We start from the raw sequence: 24287 nt of genomic DNA, 5'->3' as shown, positions 1-24287 counted from the left end.
CGCTCAGGAGGCTTGCCTTGGCAGGATGCAGCCCGGGTTCATCAGTCCCTGCGGGTCCAGCGCCTGCTTGATGGCGCGCATCATGCCCAGCGCCACGGGTGACTGGTACTTCTGCAGCTTGTCCACCTTGAGCGCACCCACGCCGTGCTCGGCCGAGAACGAGCCGCCGAATTCGGCCACGGCTTCATAGACGAGGTGGTTGACCAGGTGCTCTCGCTCGTTGAGGAAGGCCTTGGCGTCACCGCCCTCGGGCGCCTGCACGTTGTAGTGCAGGTTGCCGTCGCCCAGGTGGCCGAAGTTGACCAGGCGCACGCCAGGGATCTCGCGCTGCAGCACGGCATCGGTGTGCTCGACGAAGGCGGGGATGCGCGATGCGGCGATGGAGATGTCGTGCTTGATGTTCAGGCCTTCCTCGGCCTGGGCCAGCGGAATGCTTTCGCGGATGTGCCACAGCTCATGGGCCTGCGACAGGCTTTCGGCCACCACGGCGTCGAGCACGCAGCCGTCCTCGAAGGCCAGCTCCAGCAGCGCCTCGAAACGCTCGCGCGCATGCTGCTCGGACTCGCTGTCCGAATTCTCGACCAGCACGTAGTAGGGCGGCGCGCCGATCAGCCCGGCAAAGGGCACGCGCAGCTGGGGCATGTGCTTGATCACCAGCGACAGAGCGAACTGGCCCATGACCTCGAAGCCCGTTAGGCCCGCGCCCAGGTACTGGTGCGCCATGCCCAGCAGGCGCACGGCCGCTTCCATGGAGGGCACTGCGGCGAAGGCCGTGAGCTGGGCCGCAGGCTGGGGGAACAGCTTCATGGTGGCGGCGGTGATGATGCCCAGCGTGCCTTCGCTGCCGATGAACAGGTCGCGCAGGTCGTAGCCGGTGTTGTCCTTGCGCAGGCCCTTGAGGCCGTCCCAGATCTCGCCCTGCGGGGTGACCACTTCCAGGCCCAGGCACAGCTCGCGCGTGTTGCCGTAGCGCACCACCTGGGTGCCGCCCGCGTTCGTGCCCAGGTTGCCGCCAATGGTGCAGCTGCCTTCGGCGGCCAGCGACAGCGGGAACAGCAGGCCCTCTTTCTCGGCAAGCTCCTGCAGGCTTTGCAGGATGCAGCCGGCCTCGACGGTGAAGCTCAGGTTGTCGCGGTCGATGTGGCGCACGGCATTCATGCGCGTGAGGCTGAGCACGACCTGCGTGCCGCTGTCGTCCGGCGTGGAGCCCACCGACAGGCCGGTGTTTCCGCCCTGCGGGATGATGCTGGTGCCTGCGGCCGCGCATTCGCGCACCACGGCGGCCACCTCTGCCGTGCTGGCCGGGCGCACCACGGCCAGGGACTTGCCGCGCACGCGGCGGCGCCAATCCTGTTCGTAGGCCACGAGGTCGCCCTCGGTGAGGACATGGGCTTCGCCGACGATCTGGCGCAGGCGTTCAAGCAGTGCAGTCATGTTGCAACTTCTTTCAAAGACGTGAAGGCATGAAAACGGGGGGCTCAGCCGCCGGCCGCCTGGGCCGCGCGGCGCGCGCTGCGCTGGCGCCAGCGCACATGCAGGGCGCAGGCGGTGAACAGCATCAGGCACAGGAAAACTTCGAGCAGCGCCAGCCAGCGGCCGGGCGCGGGATCGCTCCAGGCGCGCACCACGCCCTCGGTGAAATAGATCCACACCAGCAGGCTGACCCAGCGGTAGGTGTACATGCGGTGCTTGAGCAGGCCGATCAGCGGAATCGCCAGCGGCAGGGCCTTGAGCACCAGCCAGGAGCCCCCGGGCCGCATGGGCGCCAGCCACAGTTCCCAGGCCAGGCTCAGCACGATCAGGCCCATGAGGCTGGAGACCGCCAGCCAGCGGGTGGCGGCGACATCGGCGCCGGGGCGAGAAATGGAATCAGTCATCGGGGTGGCATCATATCGGCCATGGTCTTGACCTTTGAACATGTGATTGCTTGGATGGCCGCGCCCGCTGCAGACATGCGCCTTGCGGCGGAGATGGGGCGATGAGCGGCGGCCCCGAAAAGGAGCCCGTCGATGGCCTGGAGGATGGCTCCCTGGCGCTGCCCGTTCCTGCCCGGGAGCGCAGCCTGTCCCTGGCCGAGCCGCCCGAGCCTGCGGTGCCGCGATCGTGGCGCGAACGCTGGCGCTGCTTTCCATGGCGCAATACCGCACACACGCTGCGCGAACGCTTTCGCGAGGACCGGCTGGGCGTGACCGCCAGCAGCCTGACCTTCACCACGGTGCTGGCCCTGGTGCCGTTCTTCACGGTGGCGCTGGCGCTGTTCACGGCCTTTCCCATCTTCTCCCGCGTGCAGATCGTGCTGGAGCGCTGGCTGATCGACAGCCTGATCCCCGAGACCATCGCGCGCCAGGTGCTGGGCTATCTGACGCAGTTCGCCTCCAAGGCCAGCCAGCTGGGCATGGCGGGGTTTTCCATTCTGGTGATCACGGCGGTGGCGCTGATCCTCACCATTGACCGCACGCTCAACAACATCTGGCGCGTGCGCCAGTTGCGGCCGCTGGGCCAGCGCGTGCTGATCTACTGGGCGGCGATCACGCTGGGCCCCCTGGTGCTGGGCCTGAGCCTGGTGCTGTCTTCCTATGTGATGTCGGCCTCGCGCGGGCTGGTCAATGCGCTGCCCGAAGGCTTGCGCTTCATCTTCGATTCCATCGAGTTCCTGGCACTGGCCGCAGGCATGGCGGGCCTGTACCACTACGTGCCCAACACGGCGGTGCGCTGGCGCCATGCCTGGGTGGGCGGCCTGTTCGTGGCCACCTGCATGGAGCTGGCGAAGAAGGCGCTGGGCCTGTACCTGGCCTCGGTGCCTACCTATTCGGTCATCTACGGCACCTTCGCCACGCTGCCCATCCTGCTGATCTGGATCTACATGGCCTGGGTCATCGTGCTGCTGGGCGCCGTGGTCACGGCCTACCTGCCCATCGTGATGGCGGGCGTGCAGCGCATGCCGGGCCAGCAGGGCTGGCAGTTCGAGATGGCCGTGGAGATCCTGCAGTACCTCGCACAGGAGCGCGAGTCGCCCGCCAAGGGCTTGTACGCCAGCGATCTGGCGCGGCGCCTGCGGGTGGACTGGCAGCAGATCGATCCGGTGCTGCAGGCGCTGTCGGTGCTGGACTGGGTGGGCACGGTGCAGGCCCCCGGCACTGTGGCGGCCAGCGAAGGCCCCGAGCCCCGCTACATGCTGCTGGTGGAGCCCCATCGCACGCCGCTGCAGCCGCTGGTGCAGCGTCTGCTGCTGGCGCCGTCGCCGGCCGTGCAGCCGCTGTGGGATCGCACGGGGCTGGCAGGCATGACGCTGGCCGATCTGCTGGAGCAAAGGCCGCAGGCTCCGGTCTAGAGCGGGATGCGGCCCGTCAGGATGTCGCGCCACATCACCCAGTCGCCGCGAAAGCTGTAGAGCGGGCGCTTGAAGCTGGCGGGCCGGTTCTTCTCGAAGCCGAAATGCCCTATCCAGGCAAAGCCGTAGCCAAACAGCAGGCCGCCCAGCAGGAACCAGAAATTGCCGGTCAGGAACAGCGCGAACAGGCACAGCAGCGCCAGCGTGGAGCCCACGAAGTGCAGGCGCCGGCAGGTGCGGTTGCTGTGCTCCTGCAGGTAGAACGGATAGAACTCGGCAAAGCTCTTGAACTGGCGCGGGTCCACGGCAGCCTGTGCGGCGCCGGGCAGGGGAGCGGAAGCGTGTGACATGGCAGGCCTTCGCAAGCATGGGGTAGGGTCAACTTATACGCTGCTGCCTTGCCGCTCACCATCGGAGGAACCCGCGCGCCCAGGTTCGCAAAAGCTGCCCCGAGAGAGACAAAAGCTGCCGCATTCCGCCCTGCGCGTCGCCACGGTGTCGCCCTCTGGCGGCATGCGGGCGCATGATGTCTGCCGGGCCGGCGCTGACCGGCATGGAGTTTTTCGATGCCTTCCTCCTGCATGACCGACATCCCCGCATCCCTGAGCGAAACCCGCATTTCCACGCCCCAGGGCAGCATCTACGTCAGGCGCTGGCAGGCGCCGGCGGCCGGCGAAGAGTCCCTGGCCCGCGCCCCCATCGTGCTGCTGCACGACTCGCTGGGTTCGGTGGCGCTGTGGCGTGATTTCCCGCAGCAACTGGCCGAGGCCACGCGCCGCGATGTGCTGGCCTACGACCGGCTGGGCTTTGGCCAGTCCGACCCCTATCCGGGCACGCTGGGGCCGGGCTTTGTGGCCCGGGAGGCAGAGACCGTGTTTCCGGCAGTGCACCAGGGGCTGGGCCTTGGGGATTTCATCGTGCTGGGCCACAGCGTGGGCGGCGGCATGGCCGCCATGGTGGCGGCCCGATACGGCGCGCAGTGCAAGGCGGTGGTCACGGAGTCCGCCCAGGCCTTCGTGGAAGATCGCACCTTGCAGGGCATTCGTGCGGCCCAACAGGATTTCGCCCGGCCCGGCCAGCTGGCGCGCCTGGAGAAATACCACGGCGACAAGGCCGCCTGGGTGCTGTCTGCCTGGGTGGACACCTGGCTGTCGCAGCCATTTGCCGACTACCGGCTGGACGAGGCGCTGGAGCGCGTGCGCTGCCCGGTGCTGGCCATCCACGGCGAGCATGACGAGTTCGGCTCCCTGGTCCACCCCGAGCGCATCCGCGACCGGGCGCGCGGCCCTGTGGAGGTGGAGATCGTGGCCGGTGGCGGCCACGTCCCCCACCGCGAACAGCCCGAGCGCATCGCCCAGCGCATCGCCCGTTTCCTGGCACGGGTCTGATCCCGGGTGGGCTTCATGGGCCGGCCTGGGCGGACGCCGAGAGCTCCGGCGGAAACAGCTTCTTCTTGATCACGGCGTGCACGCCCCAGTTGCCGTCCACCACCTGCGTCACGGCGAAGTCCACGGCCACGGAGATCAGCGATACGGCCTCGTCCTCGTCCAGCCCGTGGGCCAGCATCAGATAGCGCCTTGCCTTGTGGAAGGCGTCACGCATGGCGCCTTCCAGCGATGACTTGCGATAGACCTGGGACTGCGCCTGGCTGCCCAGTTCGGCCAGGTGGTCGGTGAAGCTGAAGCCCTGTATCACCCACTCGGAGCCGGTCTCCAGGAAAGGGTGGTCCAGCTCTGCAAGGAAGCGGTTGTCCAGCGCGGCGCGCTTGTGCACCCGCAGCTCGAAGCTGCCGGTCAGCGAGCATTCGATGGCCGTGCCGCACAGTTCCGAGTCGCCTTGGGATGCATGAGGGTCTCCCACCGAAAACAGTGCGCCGGGCACCGATACGGGCAGGAAGAGGGTGGCTCCCTTGCCCGCGCGCCAATTGTCCAGGTTGCCGCCGAAGTAGCTCGGCGGTATGGAGTCGATCAGGCCGGCCTCTCGCGGTGCCACGGCCAGCATGCCGAAATGCGGACGCAGCGGCACGCGTGCCTTGTCCAGCACACCAAAGCGCCGGGTGATGCTGGCGGGGTCCACGGGCACGCCCGGGTAGTCGATGGTCGGATGGACCACGCCGAAGGGGTCGGTCTGCGGCGTCCAGCGGTAGTTGTAGACGGCGCGGGCCGTGGGCTCCTCGGGCAGTGCGTGGTCGATTTCGTAGATGGTGACCACTTCGCGCTGGCGGGGCTCCGTGATCTGGTCGCGGTAGTGAAAGCCCCACCAGGCGGCGGCGTTGCTGCCGAAGACACGGCCGTGGTGGGCGGGGCTGCAGCTGGGGCGTGGCTGCACGTCGAGGATGCGTATCTCCAGCAGGTCGCCGGGTTCGGCCTCATGCACATAGACGGGGCCGGTGCAGATGTGCACGCCGAAGCCCTCGCCCGCGCCGCGGCCGTAGATCGAGGCGTCCATCGGGCCCGCGCCGCGCCGGTCCACGGCCTTCTGGGCTGCGGTCCAGTGGAACACGCTTTCGGCGCCCGGATCGCCTTCGATCATGCGTTCCCAGTCGTCCGAGGCATGCTGGGTCAGCGTCTCCATGGTCACCACGTCACCCGAGCGCACCGAAAGCACGGGCTTGAGTGAACGGCTCAGGTAGCCCCAGTGCACGGTCTTGTCGGAGACCGGAAGGTAGTAGTGCTGGGGCGACGTACCGCCATTGTCTGCGTGCGCCGAGCGCTTGGGCACAAGGGCCAGCGCCTGGGCGTAGCGTGCATGGTCGCGCAGCAGGGCCTGGAACGGACTGTGCGCCAGGCGCGCTGCGGCCGGTTCTGCACCCTGCGCAGCGCTCTCTGCGGGCGAGGGGCGTCCGCGCTGGCCGGGCGGCGCATCCTGCACGCGCGCCGGACTGGCGCGATAGGCCTTGGGGGACAGCCCATAGCGGGCCGCGAAGGCACGGCTGAAGTTGGCGGCATCGCCAAAGCCCCAGCGAAAGCACAGCTCGGCGATGGAGAAATGCTGCAGCGAGCGGTTGCTCAGGTCCATGCGGCAGCGCTCCAGTCGGCGTTCGCGCAGGTAGGTGCTGAAGCTGGTGGCCGCTCCCTTGAACAGCTTTTGCAGATAGCGCGTGGACAGCCCCTCGGCGTCGGCGATGGCATCGATGGACAGCTCGGCATCGCCCAGCCGGGTTTCGATGGCGCGGCAGATGCGGCGCAGATGGCCAAGCTGCACGGCGCTGGGCGGCTCGGTCGCCTCGGCCTGCTCCTGGTCGGGATTGCCGGCGCGCGGTGTCAGGCAGGTGACCAGCATGTCGGTGAGCGTGGTCTCCACCGACAGCAGATCGTCCTGTGCCAGTGTGTCGATCTGCTCTGCCAGTGAGGCCGCCATTGCCATGCACATGGCCCCCACACCGCCTGTCCCGCCGATGTGCCTGGCCTCGGGCGGGCACGAGCGCAGCAGGCGCAGCAGAAAGCTCGAGGACTCCAGCCGCGCAAGCAGCAGGCGGCCGTCGCCGGGCAACTGCAGCTGCCATTCCCGGTCTGACTCCAGCAGCAGCGCGGAGCCGGCCTTGAGCGGGAACGCGGCGTCCTCGACCACCGCATCGGCGCTGCCTTGCAGCAAGGCGCACAGCAGCAGGCCCGGGCCGCGCAGCCGCTTGGCCACGGCCCGCAGCGTCAGCGGCGAGGTGGCCAGCGTAATGAATACCGATCCCAGTGGCGAGCTGCGCAGCGCCAGGTGGGTGGCCGGCGGCGTGGGCGCTTCGCCATGGATGTCTGCCCTGGACAGCGCCTCATTGAGCGCAGCCTGCCGCAAGGCATCGGGAAATGCGTGGGTGGAAAAGCGTCTTGGATCGTCGTGCATCAGGGGCGAACTATGAACTGCCGCGTACTGCCTGTCCAAGCCCGGCGCACCGGATGGCAGCCGCGACAAGTTTTTGTGCGCGCAGGAACAACCGGCCTGGACATGCTCGCCTGGACACTGGCGCTGCCGGCACCGATCCACAACAGCAGGAGTATTTTCGATGACCATCCCCCACCAGGAACATATCTGCGGCCCGGGCTGCCAGCACGGTGCTTCGCCAGTCGATGAGACGCTGATCCGCGAGGAATTCCAGGTTGCACGCCGTTCCTTCCTGCGCGACGCCATGGTGGTCGGTGGCGGCGCGGTCTCGGCCGGCGCCATCAGCGGTGCGATGGCACCGTCCCGGGCCTTTGCCCAGGGTGCGCCTGGCGCCCGGGCCGGCCAGGGCATGGCCAACCACTACTACATTCCCGCCTCTGCCAGTACCGTGCTCTGGGGCTACTTCAGCAGATCGGCCAAGCCGGTGGTCGAAGTCGAATCGGGCGACTACGTGACCATGGAGACGCTGACCCACCATGCCAATGACGATGCCGAACGCATGGTCCGGGGCGACCCTGGCGCCGAGAGCGTGTTCCACTGGGACAGCCAGCGCAAGAACGTCGATCGCCGGGGCGCAGGCCCCATGGATGCCAAGAACGGCGCAGGCGGAGGCCAGGGCGTGCACATCTGCACGGGGCCGGTACGCATCAAGGGCGCCCAGCCCGGCGATGTGCTGGAAGTACGCATCATTGATGTGGTGCCGCGCCCCTCGGGCAACCCGCAGTTCAAGGGCCGGACCTTCGGCAGCAATGCGGCGGCGAACTGGGGCTTTCACTATGGCGACACGCTCACCGAGCCCCGGAAGCGCGAGGTGGTCACCATCTACGAGGTGGATGCGACCGGCGAGCGCAACTGGGCCCGCGCCGTCTACAACTACCGCTGGACGCCGCAGACCGACCCCTTCGGCGTGGTCCACCCGACCATCGACTATCCGGGCGTGCCCGTGGACCACCGCACGATCAGCAAGAACGAAAACGTGCTGCGCAATATCCGCGTTCCCGTGCGCCCGCATTTCGGCACCATCGGCGTGGCGCCGGCCGAGGCGGAGATGGCCAGCTCCATTCCGCCCAACCACACGGGCGGCAACATCGACAACTGGCGCATCGGCAAGGGGGCGACCATGTATTTCCCCGTGGCCGTGCCAGGGGCCAACTTCACCGTGGGCGATCCGCATGCCTCGCAGGGGGACTCCGAGCTGTGCGGCACGGCCATCGAGTGCTCGCTGACCGGCACCTTCCAGTTGATCCTGCACAAGAAGGCGGACCTGCCTGGAACGCCGCTGGCCGAGCTGGCCTATCCGCTGCTCGAAACCCAGGACGAATGGCTGCTGCACGGCTTCAGCTACGCCAACTACCTGGCGGAGCTGGGGCCGGATGCGCAAAACCAGATCTTCAAGAAGTCTTCCGTGGACCTGGCGCTGCGCGACGCCTATCACAAGATGCGCCACTTCCTCATGACCACCCAGGGGCTGGGAGAGGACGAAGCCATCTCGCTGATGTCGATCGCAGTGGACTTCGGCATCACCCAGGTGGTGGATGGCAACTGGGGCGTGCACGCGCTCGTGAAAAAGAGCATCTTCCCCGCGCGCGGGGCGTGAGTGCGTGAGTGAGTGCGTGCCTGCCCTGCGGGCCGGACCCGGCCGGTCTCAGCGCGCCAGGAAATCCCGGATGGCGAACAGCGTCTGGTCGGGCGCCTCGGTCATCTGGTTGTGGCCGCTGGGCAGGTGCACGATGCTGACCTGGCGCTGCGCGCCCCGGGCCGCCTCGATCAGGCCCTTGGCGGCCTTGGGCGGCGTCATCTGGTCCTGCTCGCCCAGGGCGAACAGGACCGAGCATTGCAGCGCCGCCATGGCCGCCTCGCCGCCCGCGTAGCTGTCGCAGGCCTTGAAGCCGGCGTGCAGCAGGTTGGTGCGGTCATTGCTGGCCAGCACGCGCCGGCCCAGCGCCATGCCGGCGCCGAACACCCAGCTGCCTGCGCCGCTGGGTGGCGCCAGCGTGGCGCGCGAGAACACATTCACCATGTGGATGGCCTGCTCGGGCGTGCTGAGCGCGGAGTCCAGCAAAGCAGGCGAGACCTTCATCGGGTAGGCCGTGCCCACCAGCACCAGGTGGCTGACGCGCGCGCCCAGCCGCGCAGCCGCTTCCATGGCGATCAGGCTGCCCCAGCTGTGGCCTACCAGCGCGGCCTTCTCGATGCCTGCCGCATCCATGAGCTGGCCGATGAAATCCGCCGCCGCCTCCACGCTGGCCGGCGCATCGCCTGCGCTGCGGCAGTGGCCCGGCAGGTCTATGGCCAGCACGTTCCAGCCGTGGTTGGCCAGGTAACGGCTTTGCAGTGCCCAGACGCTGTGGTCGCACAGCACGCCGTGGATGAGGATGGCCGTCGGCTGTGCGGGATTGAAGGCCTTGCCGCCGGTATAGGCGTAGATGGCGTGGCCGTGAACATCGATCTTCATTGTTGGTGTCTCCCTTGCCGATTCACGCGGCCTTCTCGGCCGCCTTGAGGGCGCGCTTGAGGTCGTCGATCAGGTCGTCTGCGTCTTCCAGCCCGATGGACAGGCGGATCGTGCCCTGGCCGATGCCGGCCTGGGCCAGCGCCTCGTCGCTCATGCGGAAGTGCGTGGTGCTGGCAGGGTGGATGACCAGGCTGCGGCAGTCGCCCACGTTGGCCAGGTGGCTGAAGACCTTGAGCGTCTCGATGAACTTGCGGCCCTGGTTGCGGTTGCCCTTGATGTCGAAGCTGAACACCGAGCCTGCGCCGCGCGGCAGCAGCTTCTTGGCGAGCTGGTGCGAGGGATGGGTATCGAGCAGCGGGTGGCCCACGCGGCCCACCAGCGGATGGCTGGCCAGGAATTGCACCACCTTCTCGGTGTTGCGGATATGGCGCTCCATGCGCAGCGGCAGCGTCTCTATGCCCTGCAGGATCAGCCAGGCCGTGTGCGGGCTCATGCAGGCGCCGAAGTCGCGCAGGCCTTCGCGGCGTGCGCGCAGAAGGAAGGCGCCAGTGCTGCTTTCCTCGCTGAACACCATGTTGTGGAAGCCGTCGTAGGGCTCGGTCAGCTCCGGGAAGCGTCCCGACTTTTCCCAGTCGAAGCTGCCGCCATCCACCACGATGCCCCCGACCACGGTGCCGTGGCCCGACAGGAACTTGGTGGCCGAGTGGTAGACGATGTCCGCGCCATGCTCCAGCGGCTTCATCAGCCAGGGCGAGGTCAGCGTGGAGTCCACCAGCAGCGGCACGCCGGCTTCATGGGCTATGGCGCTGATGGTGGGAATGTCGAGCACGTCCAGGCCCGGGTTGCCCACCGTCTCGCCGAAGAACAGCTTGGTGTTGGGGCGCACCGCGGCGCGCCAGCCGTCGATGTCGCCGGGCTTGACGAAGGTGGTTTCTATGCCGAAGCGCGCCAGCGTGTAGTGCAGCAGGTTCTGCGAGCCGCCGTACAGCGCCGTGCTGGCCACGATGTGGCTGCCCGCGCCCATGAGCGTGGCCACCGACAGGTGCAGCGCCGCCTGGCCGCTGGCCACGGCGATGGCGCCCACGCCGCCTTCCAGGGCCGAGACACGCTGCTCCAGCACGGCATTCGTGGGATTGGAGATGCGGCTGTAGACGTGCCCTGGGCGCTCCAGGTTGAACAGCGAGGCCGCATGGTCGCTGGACTCGAACACGAACGAGGTCGTGAGGTGGATGGGCGTCGCGCGCGCACCGGTGGCGGGGTCGGGCTGTGCGCCCGCGTGCAGCGCCAGAGTGTCAAAGCCGGGATCCGAGTAGCCGGGCATTCCTGTCTCCATGGTTGTCAAGGCAAGCGGGCATTGTGGGCTATATTTCCCGGCAGACATGGGCTTGCCGCAACCACGGCGACACAGACAATCTTGGAGATACGGCATGAAAGTAAGTGACATCCTGCGCGTCAAGGGCAACACCCTCTACACGGTGTCGCCGGACGAAAGCCTGGCCAGCGCGGTGCAGGTGATGTCCGAGCGCGATATAGGCTCCCTCGTGGTCATGGAGCACGGCGACGTGGTCGGCATGCTGACCTTCCGCGAAGTGATCCAGGGCTTTGTCAAGCACGGCGGCGTGGGCGAGACGCTGGTGCGCTCGGCCATGGACGACGCTCCCATGACCTGCACCATGGAAACCGACATGGACGAGGTGCGCCGCATGATGCTGGACCGCCATGCGCGCTACATGCCGGTGATGGACAAGCGCATGCTGATGGGCGTGATCAGCCTGTACGACGTGGCCAAGGCCGTGGTGGACAGCCAGAACTTCGAGAACCGCATGCTCAAGGCCTATATCCGCGACTGGCCCGAAGGCGAGCGCCAGGGCGCGGACTGATCATCCGGTCGCGGCAAGACCGCCCCTGCCCATGCAGCAAGGCCTGCGACCGCAGAACGCGGCGCAGGCCTTGGTTTTTTTACGGCCGGGCGCAAGCCCGTTCAATGCACGCTGCTGCGCCGGGGCTTGAGCAAGGCGCTGGGCGGCACGGCATAGGTCTGCCTGAAGACGCGGCTGAAGTGCGAGAAGCTGGTGAAGCCGCAGGCCATCGCCACATCGGTCACGCGCCGCGCATTGTCGGCCTGCAGCAGCAGGTGGGCCTGGGCCAGGCGCTCGTTCCAGAGCCAGCGGCTGGGAGTCAGTCCCTCGGTGGCGAACAGGCGCGCCAGGCTGCGCAGCGACATGCCCAGGCCCTGGGCCACCTGCAGCGGCTTGAGCTCGGGGTCATCCAGCCGGGCCCGCATGTACTGCTTGGCCTGGGCAAGCCGGTTGCGGGTTCTGAAATCATCGGGCCTGGCTGAGACCAGCAGCATGGTCATCAGGGTGGGGTGAAGATTCTGGTCACCGGCATCCTGTTGAAGGATGGGTGAGGGCGGTGGAGTGCTGCTCGCAGGATCGCTGCGATCCTGGCGTTGCGTTGAGCCGGAAGAGGTCTGCATTTCACGAATCTCCCGCAAGTTGCGGCTGGTGCCTGAGGGATGGTCCGCAGGCGGTTGAAGAACAATGTTCTGTAATTCTAGCTATCAATATTTGTAATTTGATAGTTTTATTGTTTCTTTGCAGGAGATGGCAGCCTGCGCAATGCACCGCTGCAGCGGGAGCGGCGCCTGGGGGCGACCCGGGCATAATCATCGGCCTATGAGCGGCAACACCTTCGGAACCCTATTCACTGTCACCAACTTCGGCGAATCGCATGGCCCGGCCATCGGCTGCGTCATCGACGGTTGCCCGCCGGGCATGGCACTGAGCGAGGCGGACATCCAGCACGACCTGGACCGCCGCCGCCCCGGCACCAGCAAGTTCGTGACGCAGCGCAACGAGCCGGACGCGGTGGAAATCCTCTCGGGTGTCTACGAAGGCCGTACCACGGGCACGCCGATCGCTTTGCTGATCCGCAATACCGACCAGCGCAGCAAGGACTACTCCAACATTGCGCAAAGCTTTCGTCCCGGCCATGCCGACTACGCCTACTTCCAGAAGTACGGCATCCGTGATCCGCGCGGCGGCGGCCGCTCCTCCGCACGGCTGACGGCGCCCACGGTGGCGGCCGGCGCCGTGGCCAAGAAGTGGCTCAAGGAAAAATTCGGCACCGAGTTCCGCGCCTGCATGACCCAGGTGGGCGAGCTGTCGCTGCCCTTCGAGAGCTGGGAGCATGTGCGCAACAATCCCTTCTTTGCGCCGGTGGCCGATGTGTCCCGCTACGAGGAATACATGGATGCGCTGCGCAAGTCGGGCGACTCCTGCGGCGCCGCGCTGCGCGTGCAGGCCAGTGGCATGCCGGTGGGCCTGGGCCAGCCGCTGTATGACCGCCTCGATGCCGACGTCGCCTACGCCATGATGGGCCTGAACGCCGTCAAGGCCGTGGAGATCGGCGCGGGCTTCGACAGCGTGGTCCAGCGCGGCACCACGCACGGCGACTCGCTGAGCCCCGAAGGCTTTCGCAGCAACAACGCCGGTGGCATCGTGGGCGGCATCAGCACGGGCCAGGATCTGGAGGTGCGCATCGCCATCAAGCCCACCAGCTCCATCATCACGCCGCGCGAGTCCATCGACACCCAGGGCCAGAGCACCGAAGTCATCACCAAGGGCCGCCATGACCCCTGCGTGGGCATCCGCGCCGCGCCCATCGCCGAAGCGTTGCTGGCCCTGGTGGTGATGGACCACGCCCTGCGCCACCGCGCCCAGTGCGGCGACGTCGATTCAGGCCTGGCGCCGATTCCTGCCGCGGCGCCCTGAAAGCGCTGCCAGGTCGCCAAAGAGAAAGCCGCCCAAGGGCGGCTTTCTTGTATCCTGCCGGCCTGATCAGCCAGGATTGCGGACTTCATCCATGACGTTCTTGAAGTCGTCCACGTCCTCGAAGCTGCGGTAGACGCTGGCGTAGCGGATGTAGCCGACCTTGTCGAGCAGCTTGAGCTCGCGCATCACCATCTCGCCCAGGCGGCTGGAGAGCACTTCGCGCTCGCCCAGGTTGCGCAGCCGTTCCTCGATGCGCTCGATGGCGGCATCGATCTGCTCCGTGCTCACGGGACGCTTGCGCAGCGCAATCTTGAACGAACCCAGCAGCTTGGCGCGCTCGTACTCGATGCGCCGCCCGTCCTTCTTGACGATGGCGGGGAAGCTGACCTCGGGCCGCTCATAGGTGGTGAAGCGCTTGTCGCAGCCGCCGCATTGGCGGCGGCGGCGGATGAAGCCCCCATCCTCGGCCTCACGGGTCTCCACGACCTGGGTGTCCGGGTGGCTGCAGAACGGGCACTTCATGGCAGGCCTCTATGCGCTCAAATCAGGCGCCGTAGACCGGGAAGCGGGCCGTCAGCTCGGCCACCTGGGCGCGCACGCGGGCCAGGTTGGCTTCGTCGCTGGGGTTCTCCAGCACGTCGGCCAGCAGGTTGGCCGTCAGGCGGGCTTCCTCTTCCTTGAAGCCGCGCGTGGTCATGGCGGGCGTGCCCACGCGGATGCCGCTGGTGACCATCGGCTTTTCGGGGTCGTTGGGGATGGAGTTCTTGTTGATCGTCATGTGGGCGGCACCCAGTGCGGCTTCTGCCGCCTTGCCGGTGATGCCCTTGGCGCGCAGGTCCACCAGCATGACGTGGCTTTCCGTGCGGCCGGAGACGATGCGCAGGCCGCGGGCCGTCAGCGTTTCGGCGACGACCTTGGCATTCTTCACGACCTGCTCCTGGTAGGCCTTGAACTCGGGAGACAGTGCTTCCTTGAAGGCCACGGCCTTGCCGGCGATGACGTGCATCAGCGGGCCGCCTTGCAGGCCGGGGAAGATGGCGCTGTTGATGGCCTTCTCATGCTCGGCCTTCATCAGGATCACGCCGCCGCGCGGGCCGCGCAGGCTCTTGTGCGTGGTGGTGGTGACCACGTCGGCGTGGGGCACGGGGTTGGGGTACACGCCCGCGGCGATCAGGCCGGCGTAGTGGGCCATGTCCACCCAGAAGATGGCGCCGACTTCCTTTGCGATCTTGGCGAAGCGCTCGAAGTCGATGGCCAGGGCGTAGGCCGATGCGCCGGCCACGATGATGCGGGGCTTGTGCTCGCGCGCCAGCGCTTCCATCTTGTCGTAGTCGATGGCTTCTTCGGCGTTCAGGCCGTAGGAGACCACGTTGAACCACTTGCCCGACATGTTCAGCGGCATGCCGTGCGTCAGGTGGCCGCCTTCGGCCAGGCTCATGCCCATGATGGTGTCGCCGGGCTTGGCAAAGGCCATCAGCACGGCCTGGTTGGCCTGGGAGCCGGAGTTGGGCTGAACGTTGGCTGCCTCGGCGCCGAACAGCTTCTTGACGCGGTCGATGGCGAGCTGCTCGACCACATCGACGTTTTCGCAGCCGCCATAGTAGCGCTTGCCTGGATAGCCTTCTGCGTACTTGTTGGTGAGCTGGGAGCCCTGGGCTTCCATCACGGCGGGCGAGCAGTAGTTCTCGCTGGCGATCAGCTCGATATGTTCTTGTTGACGCAGGTTCTCGGCCTGGATGGCGGCAAAGACTTCGGCGTCGACCTTCTCGACGGTATTGGTGCGTTGAAACATGGCAGTCCTGTGAACTTGAAATTCCCTTGAGGCCAAGGGCTGCCCAGGCGAACGGCGGAACACTCCAGATCCCGCGTGCGCATGGAGGCTGGGCGGTACGCTCCCCGGTGGTTCACAGAAGGTGGTTCTTTTCAGGCCTTCTGCTGGTTTCCACGTCAGCGGCAGCGGTGCGTGAAGCGGCTGCGCCTATCGCCAGTTGCGTACCCCGCTAGTGTAGCTGAGCTGATGGAGCCGAAGACAGGCGAGGGGCGTTGGCGAAGCCGCCTGCCTGGCAGATCAGCGGGTGCAGGCAGGCATGAAAAAAGCTGGCCTTAGCCAGCTTCGTGCGCCATGTCGGTGGTTCCGGTTACAGCGCCGGCTCCTGTGTCTGCAGGGCCACCTGTTCGGTGCGCGCGGACATGCTGCTCGAGCTGACCGGCACTGCCGGGGTGCCAGCGGACGCAGCCGAGGCCGCAGGTCCGGCTGCCTCGGCCGTGGATGTGGCCGGCTTGGTGGCTGCGATCTGGACGGCCTGCTTGGGCTGCTCGATCTTGGCGGTCATCAGCGGCACGGCACGCAGGCCGGCGGCCATGCGCAGGCGCTGGTGCTCGGCCAGCACCTTGGCGGCATAGCCGCCGTCGGTGGGCAGGTTGGCCGCGCCCACGTAGTAGCGCAGGCCACCTTCGATGGAGCCGGCGCGCTCAATGCACTCCTTGAGCACGCGCACGCCCACGCGCAGATTGCTGACGGGGTCGAACGCGGCGTTCTGGCCGCCGAAGTTCTCGTACTTGTCGGTATGCACCGTGGTCATCACCTGCATCAGGCCTTGCGCGCCGACAGCGCTTTGCGCGAACGGATTGAAGCTGGATTCGATGGCCATGATGGCCAGGATCAGCGTCGGGTCCAGGCGGTTGACCTTGCCCAGGTCGTAGGCTTCGCTGACCAGTGCCGCGATGGGCTCGGGCGCCACGCGGTACTTCTTGCTGAGCCAGAAGGCCACGGCCGCCTGATCCTTGGGCAGGTTCTTCGGGTTGGTCGCCGTCGCGCGGTCGCTGGCCGCGAGTTCGACGGGCGCACCCAGCTCGGCCATCTGGCGAGCGGTCAGCCAGGAGCGCAGCTGGCTCTCTCCGGCATCGCGCAGGTCGGGACGGGCGAACAAGGTAATGGCCAGGAAGGCCACAGCCAGGCCCAGAAGGGCGAAGCTGTTGTGGATGATGGCAAGAAAACCGTTGGCCACATCGATGGCGAACGTTCGCGCGGCGGCGAAAAATTTTCCTGACGCTGGCATAGCTTTTTCCTTTCTAGGGGCACCAACCCGAAACGGCCTTCGCCGAAGCGAAGGCCGGTGAGGCTGACACCCTGGATTGGGTGCTGCGGATCCGGGAGGCTGGCGCTTGGTGCACCGTTGCGTTGTAGGCCTGCGGGATCTGCTCAGTCGTGAGGCAGCAGAAACAAAAAACGCTCTATTCGAGCGCTGGCGGATTCTAGGAGTTCACCAAATACACGGTCAACACTATGAAGTGCGTTTGTTAGATCGATGAATAATAACAAACCATGGATGCAAACACAGTTTCTGAGTGTTTGAGAGCAGGTTGCGTGCTACCGATGTGGGGCGCTTGCGGCGGTTGTACAGGGCTTCATGAAATTGCAATGAAATGCAAAAGCACTGGCAGGCCTGGCCTGCGTCCTTCTATATTGGAGCCGACTGCTCCTGCAGTCGTCTCGCCAAGGTGGAAGACGGGTAAAAGTGGTGTTCGATGGTTCGGGCACAGTCGTTCAAGTCTTCTTCCGCGGCCTTCCTGGAAGCAATCTCTTGCTTCCGAGCAGCAAGGACCATCCTCTCCTTGACTGCGGAAAACGGCCAGGACTTGTGCCTGCCGTAAAGCCCGGAAGCCGGTTCAAGGCTTCCGGGCTTTGTCGTTCCAGGGTGACTGCAACGTCAAGAAATGTGCGGTGATGCGGGTTGAGGTCTTGCTGCCAGCCCAATTTCTGATGCAATGCAGCCACCGCTGCGTCCTCTGTCCAGGATGGCGCCGTACTAGTTATTAGAGCCCCATGCAACTTCTCTTCAAGCACCGCTGGCTGCGCAGGCTGGCCATCGCCTTTGCAGCGTTTCTTTTGCTGTGGCTGCTGCTGTGGGCGCTGGTGCCCGTTGTCGCCAAAAGCCAGCTGGAAAAGCAGGCATCGGCCAAGCTGGGTCGCCAGGTCCATGTGGGGGCAGTGGAGTTCCGGCCCTGGTCGCTGGAGCTGACCCTGCGTGATCTGCGCATTGCCAAAAGCCAGCCGGCGGGCGCAGGGCAGGCAGAACCCGCGCCGTCGTCGCCACAGCTGCAGGTCGACCGCATCTATGTGAATGCCAGTATCCAGTCCCTCTTCAGGCTGGCGCCTGTCCTGGATGCCATCGAGGTCGATGCGCCGGTGCTGCGCCTCACGCAGCAGAGCCTGGGGCACTTCGATGTGGATGATGTGCTGGCCCGGCTGGCCGAGCCCAGCGATACGCCGCCGGCCAAGCCCTTGGGCTTTGCGCTGTACAACATTGCGCTGCGCGACGGCCGCGTGCAATTGCAGGACGATGTCCAGCAGCGTGAGCACATGCTGGATCAGCTGCAGCTGAAGCTGCCGTTCATCAGCAATCTGGAGTCCAAGCGCGAGATCAAGGTGCTGCCGCACCTGTCCTTCGCGCTCAACGGCAGCCGCTTTGAATCCAGTGCCCAGAGCACGCCTTTCACCGACCAGCGCCAGACGGCCGTCGATCTGAGCTGGCAGGGCGTGGACCTGACGCCTTACCTGGGCTATGTGCCCGCCAATGCTCCCGTCAAACCGCGCTCCGGCGTGCTGGATACCAATCTGCACATCTCCTTTGAGCAGGCCGAGCAGGCCGTGGTGCGGATCACCGGCGAGGTCAGCCTGTCCGGTGCCGAGTTGCTTGACCGCGATGAGGCGCCCCTGCTGCGTTTCGAGCGCCTGGCGGCCGTGCTCAAGAACGTGCAGCCCCTGCAGTCGGTGGTGGAGCTGGAGTCCGTGCAGTGGAGCGCTCCAGAGATTTTCGCGGCCCGTGATGCGCAAGGCCGCATCAACTGGATGGCGATGGGCAGTCGCTCTGCCTCCGATTCCAGGCCGGCAGTGGAAAAGCCTGCCTCCGATGCGCCCCAGCCCTGGAGGGTGAGCCTGGACAGGCTGGCCATTGCCGATGCCACGGTGCATTGGCGCGATGCGTCGCCCGGCGCAGGCCAGTCGGGTGCGGCGCTTCAGGCGCGCCAGCTGTCATTGGAAGTGCGCGATGTCCGCTGGCCGCTGGAGCAGCCTTTGCAATTTGATGCCGGCATGCAGGTGCAGTCTGCAGTGGCAGGAGAGGGCGCAAAACCCGCCGAACTGAGGCTGAGCGGCGCCATGACCGACAGGCAGGGGCAACTGGCCGTCTCCGCGCGCCAGTTGCCTCTGCAACTGGCAGCGCCGTATCTGTCTGCCCATCTCAAGCCGGAGCTGACCGGCCTGCTGAGCACCGACGCCGGCCTGGGCTGGAGCGGCTCCGCCATGGTGGTGCAGGTGGCCGAGCTGGGCGTGGAGCAGTTGAGCCTCAAGGACAAGGCCGCGCCGGTCGACATCGCGCGCCTGCAGCTGGAGCAGGTACAGGTCAATCTGGCCAGCCAGCAGGTTTCCGTGGGGCGCCTGGCGCTGCAAAAGCCGCAGCTGGGCGTGTCGCGCGACGCCCAGGGCCGGTGGATGTATGAGCAATGGCTGCCACCCGCAACCTCGGCACCTGCGACGCCGGACCCCGCCAAGGACAAGCCCAGGCCCTGGGGTCTGAGGCTGCAGGCCGTGGAAGTGGACGGTGGCGCCGTTGCGCTGCGTGACGAAGCGCCCGTGCGCAACGCCGATTCGGCGCGCACCGTGTCCCTGGATCTGAGTTCGCTGCGCCTGCGCCTGGGCGCCATCGAGCCGCTGGCGGCCAAGTCCGCTCCCACGCCGCTGGAGCTGTCCGCCCAGGTCGGCTCGGGCCGGCGTGTCCAGGCAGGATCGCTGAGCCTGCGCGGCGATCTGGGACTGGCGCCACTGTCGCTTCAGGGCAGGCTGCAGGCGCGCAGCCTGCCGCTGCACGCGCTGGAGCCCTACTTTGCCGACATGCTCAATGTGGAGCTGGTGCGCGCCGATGGCAATTTCCTGGGTCAGCTGCGCTTTGCCAGCCAGCCTGCCGGCCCCGAGCTGATGGTGCAGGGCGATGTCGAACTGGTGGATCTGCGCATGCGTTCCGCGCTGGCCTCGCCCGTGCAAGCCGGGGGTGAGGCTGCGGTGCAGGGCGCACCCAGCACGGCTGCAGGCGCCGTGGCAGCCGTGCTCAGCGAATCCACGGCCGACCGGGCCAAGGCTCGATCGGCTGCCTTGGGCCTGGGCCTGCGCGATGAACTCGTCGCCTGGAAAACCTTGGCCGTGCGTGGCCTGGACCTGCAGATGCAGCCCGCCCAGCCGCTGCGCCTGAGCGTGCGCGAGACGGCGCTCAGCGACTTCTTTGCACGCGTGATCGTGCAGCGCAATGGCCGCATCAATCTGCAGGACATCGTCAAGTCGGCCCAGTCTCAGCAGTCCCTGGAGCAAAACACCGCGCCGGCTGCGGATGGCGCGGCGGCTCCTGCCGAGCCCGTCCCGCCGAAGGCCGCTTCCGGGCCTGCACCGGTCATCAAGATAGGCCCCATCGTGCTGACGGGCGGCAAGGTGCAGTTCTCCGACTACTTCATCCAGCCCAACTACTCGGCTGACCTCAGCGAGCTGGCCGGCCGCCTGAGCGCCTTCTCGTCCGAACAGCCGGCCGGGGAGCAGGGGCCGCAACTGGCGGATGTGGAGCTGCGCGGCCGCGCCCAGGGCACGGCTTCGCTGGAGATCACCGGCCAGGTCAATCCGCTGGCCAAGCCGCTGGCCCTGGACATACGCGCCCAGATGCGCGATCTGGAGCTGCCGCCGCTGTCGCCGTACTCCATCAAGTACGCGGGCCATGGCATCGAGCGCGGCAAGCTCAGCATGGATGTCAGCTACAAGATCGAGCCCGATGGCCAGCTCACGGCGCGCAACAAGCTGGTGCTGCACCAGCTCACCTTCGGCGAAGCCGTCGAAGGTGCGCCGGCCTCGCTGCCCGTGCGCCTGGCCGTGGCATTGCTGGCCGACCGCAACGGCGTCATCGACCTGGACCTGCCGGTCAGCGGCTCGCTCAACGACCCGCAATTCAGGTTGGCGCCAGTCATCTTCAAAATCATCGGCAACCTGATCATGAAGGCCGTCACCTCGCCGTTCTCGCTGCTGTCGGGCGCATTTGGCGGCAGCAGCGAGTCGGGCGTGGTGGCCTTTGCGCCGGGCCGATCCCAGATCGATGCCAAGGCCCGCGAAAGCCTGGACAAGGTGGTCGCCTCCCTCAAGGAGCGCCCGGCCCTCAGGCTTACCGTGATCGGCGAGGCGCGCGAGGCCCAGGACAAGGAGGCCTGGAAGCAGGCCGAACTCGACCGCCTGTTGCTGGCCCAGAAACGCCGCCAGGTGCTGCGCGAGGGCAAATCGGCAGAATCGGTGACCGAGTTGTCTGCTGCCGAAGTGCCGGCTTTGACCAAGGCGCTTTACAGCCGTGCCGACTTTGCCAAGCCGCGCAATGTCATCGGCATGGCCAAGGACTTGCCCACCGACCAGATGCGCAGCCTGCTGCTGGAGCAGATCACCGTGCCCGACGATGCCATGCGCGAGCTGGCGCTGGCGCGCGGCGTGGCCGTTCGCGACTATCTGGCGCAGCAGCAGTTGCCGCTCGAGCGCCTGTTTCTCGGGGCCCCAAAACTGGATTCCGACGACCAGGAATGGAGCCCGCGCGCCCAGCTCAGCCTGTCCGCACAGTAGCCCGGTTTTGGCTCCGCTTCAAATAACGGCGAGAATATGGTTTTCCCGGCCCGGCTAGCATGCCCGCATGCAGCCCGGCCGGCCGCGTCTGGCGGCCCGCGGCAGCCAGGCATTCAACGATTGATTCATGTCTTCTCTTTCCCCCCGCAGCACCATGTCCGATGCACCTGAAGTGAGCCCTGCTTCTGCCAAGAATCCTGAACAACACCCCTTGGATGTGCTCACGGGCGGTGCCTTCTCCGCCGAAACCTCGGGTGATCGCGCCTCGCGCATCCGCGACTGGCTGGCAACCCAGCCTTCGGTCGAGCAATTGCAGGACGTCCTCAAGGAGCTGAGCGCGCGCGACAAGAGCGCGGCCCGCGCCGTGCGTGAGCGTCTGGATGAAATCCGCCGCACCAAGGACCAGGAAAAGATCGCAGTGGAATGGGCTGAAAAGGCCCAGGCACTGCTGGTCGCATCGCCCTTCAATGCCGCCGACGCCATCGCCTGGCAGCGCGACGCCGCCAAGGCAGGCGCCCCGCTGTCGCGTGAGCCGCTGTCGCAGTACAAGGCCCAACTGGCCGAGCGCGTCAAGGCCATCGAGGAACTGCAGCATCGCGTGCAGGTCCAGCGCGAAGTGGCTGTCTTGCTGGCCCAGCGCATCGAAGTCCTGTCCACCAAGCCATGGCGCGACGCCCAGGCTGTGCTCGACAACCTGCGCGCCGACGTGGCCCGCTGGCAGGAGCAGGCCGGCGAGCTCACCGGCGATGCCAACTGGGCCAGCGTGGATGGACGCTTCCCGCCCCAGCTGGAAGCCGCCAGCGCACAGCTGATCCTTGTCTGGGATGCCTTCCAGTCTGCCCTTGCGCTGACCGAGGCCGCCGCAGCGGACGAAGCAGCCCCGCTGCCCACCGTGCCCGTGTGGGCCGATGAACTGCGTGTGGCGCGTGGCCTGCCTCCCGAGGCAGCGGCCGCCGAGCCGTCCAAGCCAGCGCCTGCCGGCCGCAGCGCAGCGCAGCCCAAGGCCAAGACGTCGCCTGAGCAGGTGGCTGCCGCCAGCGCTGCCCTGACCCAGGCGCTGGAACAGCTCCAGGCCGAGACGGCTGCCGGCGAAAGCAAGGCTGGCTCCGCTGCCGTGCAAGCCGTGCGTGCCGCCATCAAGGCCCATGGTCGTCTGGTGGACGACGCGCTGGTCACCAAGGTGCACGAGGCCCTCTTGGCGGCAGGCGAAGCCGAAGGCTGGCCGCGCCAGAACGCAGACAAGCTGCGTGAGGAGCTGGTTGCCAAGGCGGAAGCTCTGCTGAACCGTCCCGAAGGCCAGGCGCTGGGTGGTCGCAAGATCCAGGAATCCCTGCGCAGCCTGCGTGAGCAGTGGAAGCTGGCCGACCAGGGCAGCGCGGCCAACCACGCTCTCTGGAAGAAGTTTGACGAAGCCTGCAACGCGGCCCACAAGGTGGTCGAGTCCTGGCACGACAAGCTGCGCACGGAAACCACCCAGTCCAAGGCACAGCGCCTGGCGCTGATCGAAGAGATCAAGGCCTGGGCAGCGCAGCAGGCCGCCAGCGAAGATCTCAAGGGTGCGGCCCGCGCATTGCGCCAGTTCGCTGAACGCTGGCGCGAGAGCGGTCATATCGGTGAAAAACTGTTTGCCGAGCTGCAGCCCCAGTTCAAGCAGGCCATGGCCCTGGCCGAGGCTCCGCTGCATGCTGCGCAAAAGGCCAGCCTGCAGCGCCGCCACGCCATGATCGACGAGGCCACGGCGCTGGGCGCCGCACCCAGCCTGCGCATCGATGCCGTCAAGGCGCTGCAGCAGCGCTGGCAGGCCGAGGCGCAGGCCGTGCCGCTGGATCGCAAGCACGAGCAAAAGCTGTGGGACGCCTTCCGCAAGCCCCTGGACGAGGCTTTCAACCGCAAGGGCAGCGAGCGTGGTTCCCGGGCCGCAGCCGTGCAGCTCAGCGACCATGACCGCCGCGTACTGGAGGCTTCGCAGGCCGTGGAAGCTGCCAACACATCGGGTGACGTGCAGCAAATCCGCGCTGCGGTGGAGGCTCTGGAGCAGGCGCTGCGCGGCCGTGCCGATGCCTCCGTCAACGCTGCCCAGCCGGAACAGGCGCCAGTGGCTGCGGCCGGCTCGGAAGAATCGCAAGCGAAGCCGGCGCCGGTGCGCCCCGTGGTTGCCGTGCGCGGGGATGATCGTCCCGGCATGAAGAAGGAAGAGGGTGGTGCGCGCGCTGCCCGTCCTGGCGACCGCCGCGACGGTGGCCGTGGCCGCGATGGAAGGGACGGACGCGACAACCGTGACAATGGCCGCTTTGGCCGCGAACCGCGTGAAGAGCGCGGTCCGCGCCTGGCCGATCCGGCCTTCCGTGCCCAGCGTGAAGCCATGGAGCATGCGCAGGACGCTCTGCGCAAGCTCGCGGCCCAGGCCCATGGCGAAGCGCTGACCCAGCTGATGGCGGCCTGGGAATCGCGTGACGCTACGCAGATTCCGGCGGCCCAGCAGCTCGGCGGTCGCGTGTCTGCGCAAGTGCGCAACGCCTGGTCGCAGGCACTGGCCCAGGCGCCCAAGGGTGATGCGGGTGAAGCCCTGCTGCGCCTTGAAATGGCTGCCGACGTGCCCACGCCTGCAGAGCATCTGAGCGCCCGCCGTGCCCTGCAGCTGCAACTGCTGACGCGCCGCAACGATCCGGCCCCGCAGGAAACCTGGGGTAGCGATGCCGCGCGGGTGCTGGCATCGGCACGCGATGACGCCACCGCACGCCGCCTGCAGAACGTGCTCAAGCAACTGCTGCGCAAGTGACGGGGTGGGGTTGATACCTTCATCGTCAAGAAAGGGAGCCGTCGGCTCCCTTTTTTTTGGCCCTGCCGATACCTGATGGTGCTTGGGATGGAGGCACCCCAAGCAAAAAGGCCGTTGCATGTGCAACGGCCTTTTCATGTTTGGTGCCCAGGAGAGGACTCGAACCTCCACGGAGTTACCCGCTAGTACCTGAAACTAGTGCGTCTACCAATTCCGCCACCTGGGCATTTCAGAGTACGCAAATTATATAGCGCGAAAGCGATGTGCCGGGCAGGTTTGCAAAGATTTTCGTGAAATTTTTCTGGCGAGAGGCGCGTGACGTCGCTTTTCGGAAACGGCAAAGAAAAAGGCCGTTGCATGTGCAACGGCCTTTTCATGTTTGGTGCCCAGGAGAGGACTCGAACCTCCACGGAGTTACCCGCTAGTACCTGAAA

The 24287-nt window shown here is 66.8% G+C and carries 17 protein-coding genes, 1 tRNA gene and 1 riboswitch; of the genes, 7 read left to right on the top strand and 11 right to left on the bottom strand.

Annotated elements, in window-relative coordinates:
• Positions 1 to 3: 3 nt before the first annotated feature.
• Positions 4 to 1434: an FAD-binding oxidoreductase gene (locus AC5I49_RS05685; protein ID WP_016447508.1), complete on the bottom strand. Its 1431-nt coding sequence runs from the start codon at positions 1432 to 1434 to the stop codon at positions 4 to 6.
• Between the two features lie 44 nt (positions 1435 to 1478).
• Positions 1479 to 1877, bottom strand: coding sequence for a DUF2069 domain-containing protein (locus AC5I49_RS05680; RefSeq protein ID WP_016451330.1), 399 nt, complete (start codon positions 1875 to 1877; stop codon positions 1479 to 1481).
• A 101-nt stretch (positions 1878 to 1978) separates the two neighbouring features.
• Here AC5I49_RS05680 and AC5I49_RS05675 point away from each other — a divergent pair, with 101 nt between their 5' ends.
• Entirely contained in the window at positions 1979 to 3331 is a 1353-nt protein-coding gene (locus AC5I49_RS05675; RefSeq protein WP_209801497.1) for a YihY family inner membrane protein, read from the top strand.
• Here the strand turns inward: AC5I49_RS05675 and AC5I49_RS05670 are convergent.
• A complete protein-coding gene (locus tag AC5I49_RS05670; protein WP_016447505.1) occupies positions 3328 to 3681 on the bottom strand; it encodes an Mpo1-like protein in 354 nt (117 codons plus the stop codon). The genes AC5I49_RS05675 and AC5I49_RS05670 overlap by 4 nt on opposite strands.
• A gap of 216 nt (positions 3682 to 3897) precedes the next feature.
• On the opposite strand from AC5I49_RS05670, the gene AC5I49_RS05665 reads away from it, so the two are divergent.
• Positions 3898 to 4719, top strand: a complete 822-nt coding sequence (locus AC5I49_RS05665; protein WP_016451331.1) for an alpha/beta fold hydrolase — start codon at positions 3898 to 3900, stop codon at positions 4717 to 4719.
• A gap of 13 nt (positions 4720 to 4732) precedes the next feature.
• Here AC5I49_RS05665 and AC5I49_RS05660 read toward each other — a convergent pair whose 3' ends face one another.
• Complete coding sequence (locus AC5I49_RS05660) at positions 4733 to 7165, bottom strand: acetamidase/formamidase family protein (RefSeq protein WP_495788968.1); 2433 nt, start codon at positions 7163 to 7165, stop codon at positions 4733 to 4735.
• A 160-nt stretch (positions 7166 to 7325) separates the two neighbouring features.
• On the opposite strand from AC5I49_RS05660, the gene AC5I49_RS05655 reads away from it, so the two are divergent.
• Complete coding sequence (locus tag AC5I49_RS05655) at positions 7326 to 8801, top strand: acetamidase/formamidase family protein (protein ID WP_495788967.1); 1476 nt, start codon at positions 7326 to 7328, stop codon at positions 8799 to 8801.
• 48 nt (positions 8802 to 8849) lie between these two features.
• On the opposite strand, the gene AC5I49_RS05650 is transcribed toward AC5I49_RS05655, so the two are convergent.
• Together AC5I49_RS05650 and AC5I49_RS05645 are read right to left on the bottom strand one after the other, a co-directional pair.
• Positions 8850 to 9659, bottom strand: coding sequence for an alpha/beta fold hydrolase (locus tag AC5I49_RS05650; protein WP_495788966.1), 810 nt, complete (start codon positions 9657 to 9659; stop codon positions 8850 to 8852).
• 22 nt (positions 9660 to 9681) lie between these two features.
• Positions 9682 to 10980, bottom strand: a complete 1299-nt coding sequence (locus AC5I49_RS05645; protein WP_017406117.1) for an O-acetylhomoserine aminocarboxypropyltransferase — start codon at positions 10978 to 10980, stop codon at positions 9682 to 9684.
• Between the two features lie 106 nt (positions 10981 to 11086).
• On the opposite strand from AC5I49_RS05645, the gene AC5I49_RS05640 reads away from it, so the two are divergent.
• Positions 11087 to 11539, top strand: coding sequence for a CBS domain-containing protein (locus AC5I49_RS05640; RefSeq protein WP_012206758.1), 453 nt, complete (start codon positions 11087 to 11089; stop codon positions 11537 to 11539).
• Between the two features lie 101 nt (positions 11540 to 11640).
• Here AC5I49_RS05640 and AC5I49_RS05635 read toward each other — a convergent pair whose 3' ends face one another.
• Positions 11641 to 12018, bottom strand: coding sequence for a helix-turn-helix domain-containing protein (locus AC5I49_RS05635; protein ID WP_017406116.1), 378 nt, complete (start codon positions 12016 to 12018; stop codon positions 11641 to 11643).
• Between the two features lie 319 nt (positions 12019 to 12337).
• Between AC5I49_RS05635 and aroC the strand changes: the two genes are divergently transcribed.
• Positions 12338 to 13435 (top strand): chorismate synthase, encoded by a 1098-nt coding sequence (aroC, locus tag AC5I49_RS05630; protein WP_016447498.1) that lies wholly within the window; start codon positions 12338 to 12340, stop codon positions 13433 to 13435.
• A gap of 66 nt (positions 13436 to 13501) precedes the next feature.
• Here aroC and nrdR read toward each other — a convergent pair whose 3' ends face one another.
• The 3 genes from nrdR to AC5I49_RS05615 all read right to left on the bottom strand — a co-directional run bounded on the left by nrdR (position 13502) and on the right by AC5I49_RS05615 (position 16494).
• Complete coding sequence (gene nrdR / locus AC5I49_RS05625; protein ID WP_012206755.1) at positions 13502 to 13957, bottom strand: transcriptional regulator NrdR; 456 nt, start codon at positions 13955 to 13957, stop codon at positions 13502 to 13504.
• Between the two features lie 22 nt (positions 13958 to 13979).
• A complete protein-coding gene (glyA, locus tag AC5I49_RS05620) occupies positions 13980 to 15227 on the bottom strand; it encodes a serine hydroxymethyltransferase (RefSeq protein ID WP_016447497.1) in 1248 nt (415 codons plus the stop codon).
• Positions 15228 to 15261: 34 nt separating this feature from the next.
• Positions 15262 to 15437: riboswitch (ZMP/ZTP riboswitch) on the bottom strand.
• A 136-nt stretch (positions 15438 to 15573) separates the two neighbouring features.
• A complete protein-coding gene (locus tag AC5I49_RS05615; RefSeq protein WP_016447496.1) occupies positions 15574 to 16494 on the bottom strand; it encodes a lytic transglycosylase domain-containing protein in 921 nt (306 codons plus the stop codon).
• Between the two features lie 767 nt (positions 16495 to 17261).
• Here AC5I49_RS05615 and AC5I49_RS05610 point away from each other — a divergent pair.
• A complete protein-coding gene (locus tag AC5I49_RS05610) occupies positions 17262 to 21074 on the top strand; it encodes a DUF748 domain-containing protein (protein ID WP_495788965.1) in 3813 nt (1270 codons plus the stop codon).
• A gap of 154 nt (positions 21075 to 21228) precedes the next feature.
• A complete protein-coding gene (locus tag AC5I49_RS05605; RefSeq protein ID WP_043792014.1) occupies positions 21229 to 23853 on the top strand; it encodes a DUF349 domain-containing protein in 2625 nt (874 codons plus the stop codon).
• Between the two features lie 141 nt (positions 23854 to 23994).
• On the opposite strand, the gene AC5I49_RS05600 is transcribed toward AC5I49_RS05605, so the two are convergent.
• Positions 23995 to 24079, bottom strand: a tRNA-Leu gene (locus AC5I49_RS05600).
• Between the last annotated feature and the right edge of the window lie 208 nt (positions 24080 to 24287).

The sequence above is a fragment of the Delftia sp. genome, from assembly GCF_059499305.1.
Note: the sequence above shows the minus strand (reverse complement) of the source record. Positions and strands in the feature narration are given on the sequence as shown.

Excerpts from the sequence above, each read along its gene's own strand:
- AC5I49_RS05685 (WP_016447508.1), bottom strand. The coding sequence starts at position 1,434 with ATGACTGCACTGCTTGAACGCCTGCGCCAGATCGTCGGCGAAGCCCAT.
- AC5I49_RS05680 (WP_016451330.1), bottom strand. The coding sequence starts at position 1,877 with ATGACTGATTCCATTTCTCGCCCCGGCGCCGATGTCGCCGCCACCCGC.
- AC5I49_RS05675 (WP_209801497.1), top strand. The coding sequence starts at position 1,979 with ATGAGCGGCGGCCCCGAAAAGGAGCCCGTCGATGGCCTGGAGGATGGC.
- AC5I49_RS05670 (WP_016447505.1), bottom strand. The coding sequence starts at position 3,681 with ATGTCACACGCTTCCGCTCCCCTGCCCGGCGCCGCACAGGCTGCCGTG.
- AC5I49_RS05665 (WP_016451331.1), top strand. The coding sequence starts at position 3,898 with ATGCCTTCCTCCTGCATGACCGACATCCCCGCATCCCTGAGCGAAACC.
- AC5I49_RS05660 (WP_495788968.1), bottom strand. The coding sequence starts at position 7,165 with ATGCACGACGATCCAAGACGCTTTTCCACCCACGCATTTCCCGATGCC.
- AC5I49_RS05655 (WP_495788967.1), top strand. The coding sequence starts at position 7,326 with ATGACCATCCCCCACCAGGAACATATCTGCGGCCCGGGCTGCCAGCAC.
- AC5I49_RS05650 (WP_495788966.1), bottom strand. The coding sequence starts at position 9,659 with ATGAAGATCGATGTTCACGGCCACGCCATCTACGCCTATACCGGCGGC.
- AC5I49_RS05645 (WP_017406117.1), bottom strand. The coding sequence starts at position 10,980 with ATGCCCGGCTACTCGGATCCCGGCTTTGACACTCTGGCGCTGCACGCG.
- AC5I49_RS05640 (WP_012206758.1), top strand. The coding sequence starts at position 11,087 with ATGAAAGTAAGTGACATCCTGCGCGTCAAGGGCAACACCCTCTACACG.
- AC5I49_RS05635 (WP_017406116.1), bottom strand. The coding sequence starts at position 12,018 with ATGACCATGCTGCTGGTCTCAGCCAGGCCCGATGATTTCAGAACCCGC.
- aroC (WP_016447498.1), top strand. The coding sequence starts at position 12,338 with ATGAGCGGCAACACCTTCGGAACCCTATTCACTGTCACCAACTTCGGC.
- nrdR (WP_012206755.1), bottom strand. The coding sequence starts at position 13,957 with ATGAAGTGCCCGTTCTGCAGCCACCCGGACACCCAGGTCGTGGAGACC.
- glyA (WP_016447497.1), bottom strand. The coding sequence starts at position 15,227 with ATGTTTCAACGCACCAATACCGTCGAGAAGGTCGACGCCGAAGTCTTT.
- AC5I49_RS05615 (WP_016447496.1), bottom strand. The coding sequence starts at position 16,494 with ATGCCAGCGTCAGGAAAATTTTTCGCCGCCGCGCGAACGTTCGCCATC.
- AC5I49_RS05610 (WP_495788965.1), top strand. The coding sequence starts at position 17,262 with ATGCAACTTCTCTTCAAGCACCGCTGGCTGCGCAGGCTGGCCATCGCC.
- AC5I49_RS05605 (WP_043792014.1), top strand. The coding sequence starts at position 21,229 with ATGTCCGATGCACCTGAAGTGAGCCCTGCTTCTGCCAAGAATCCTGAA.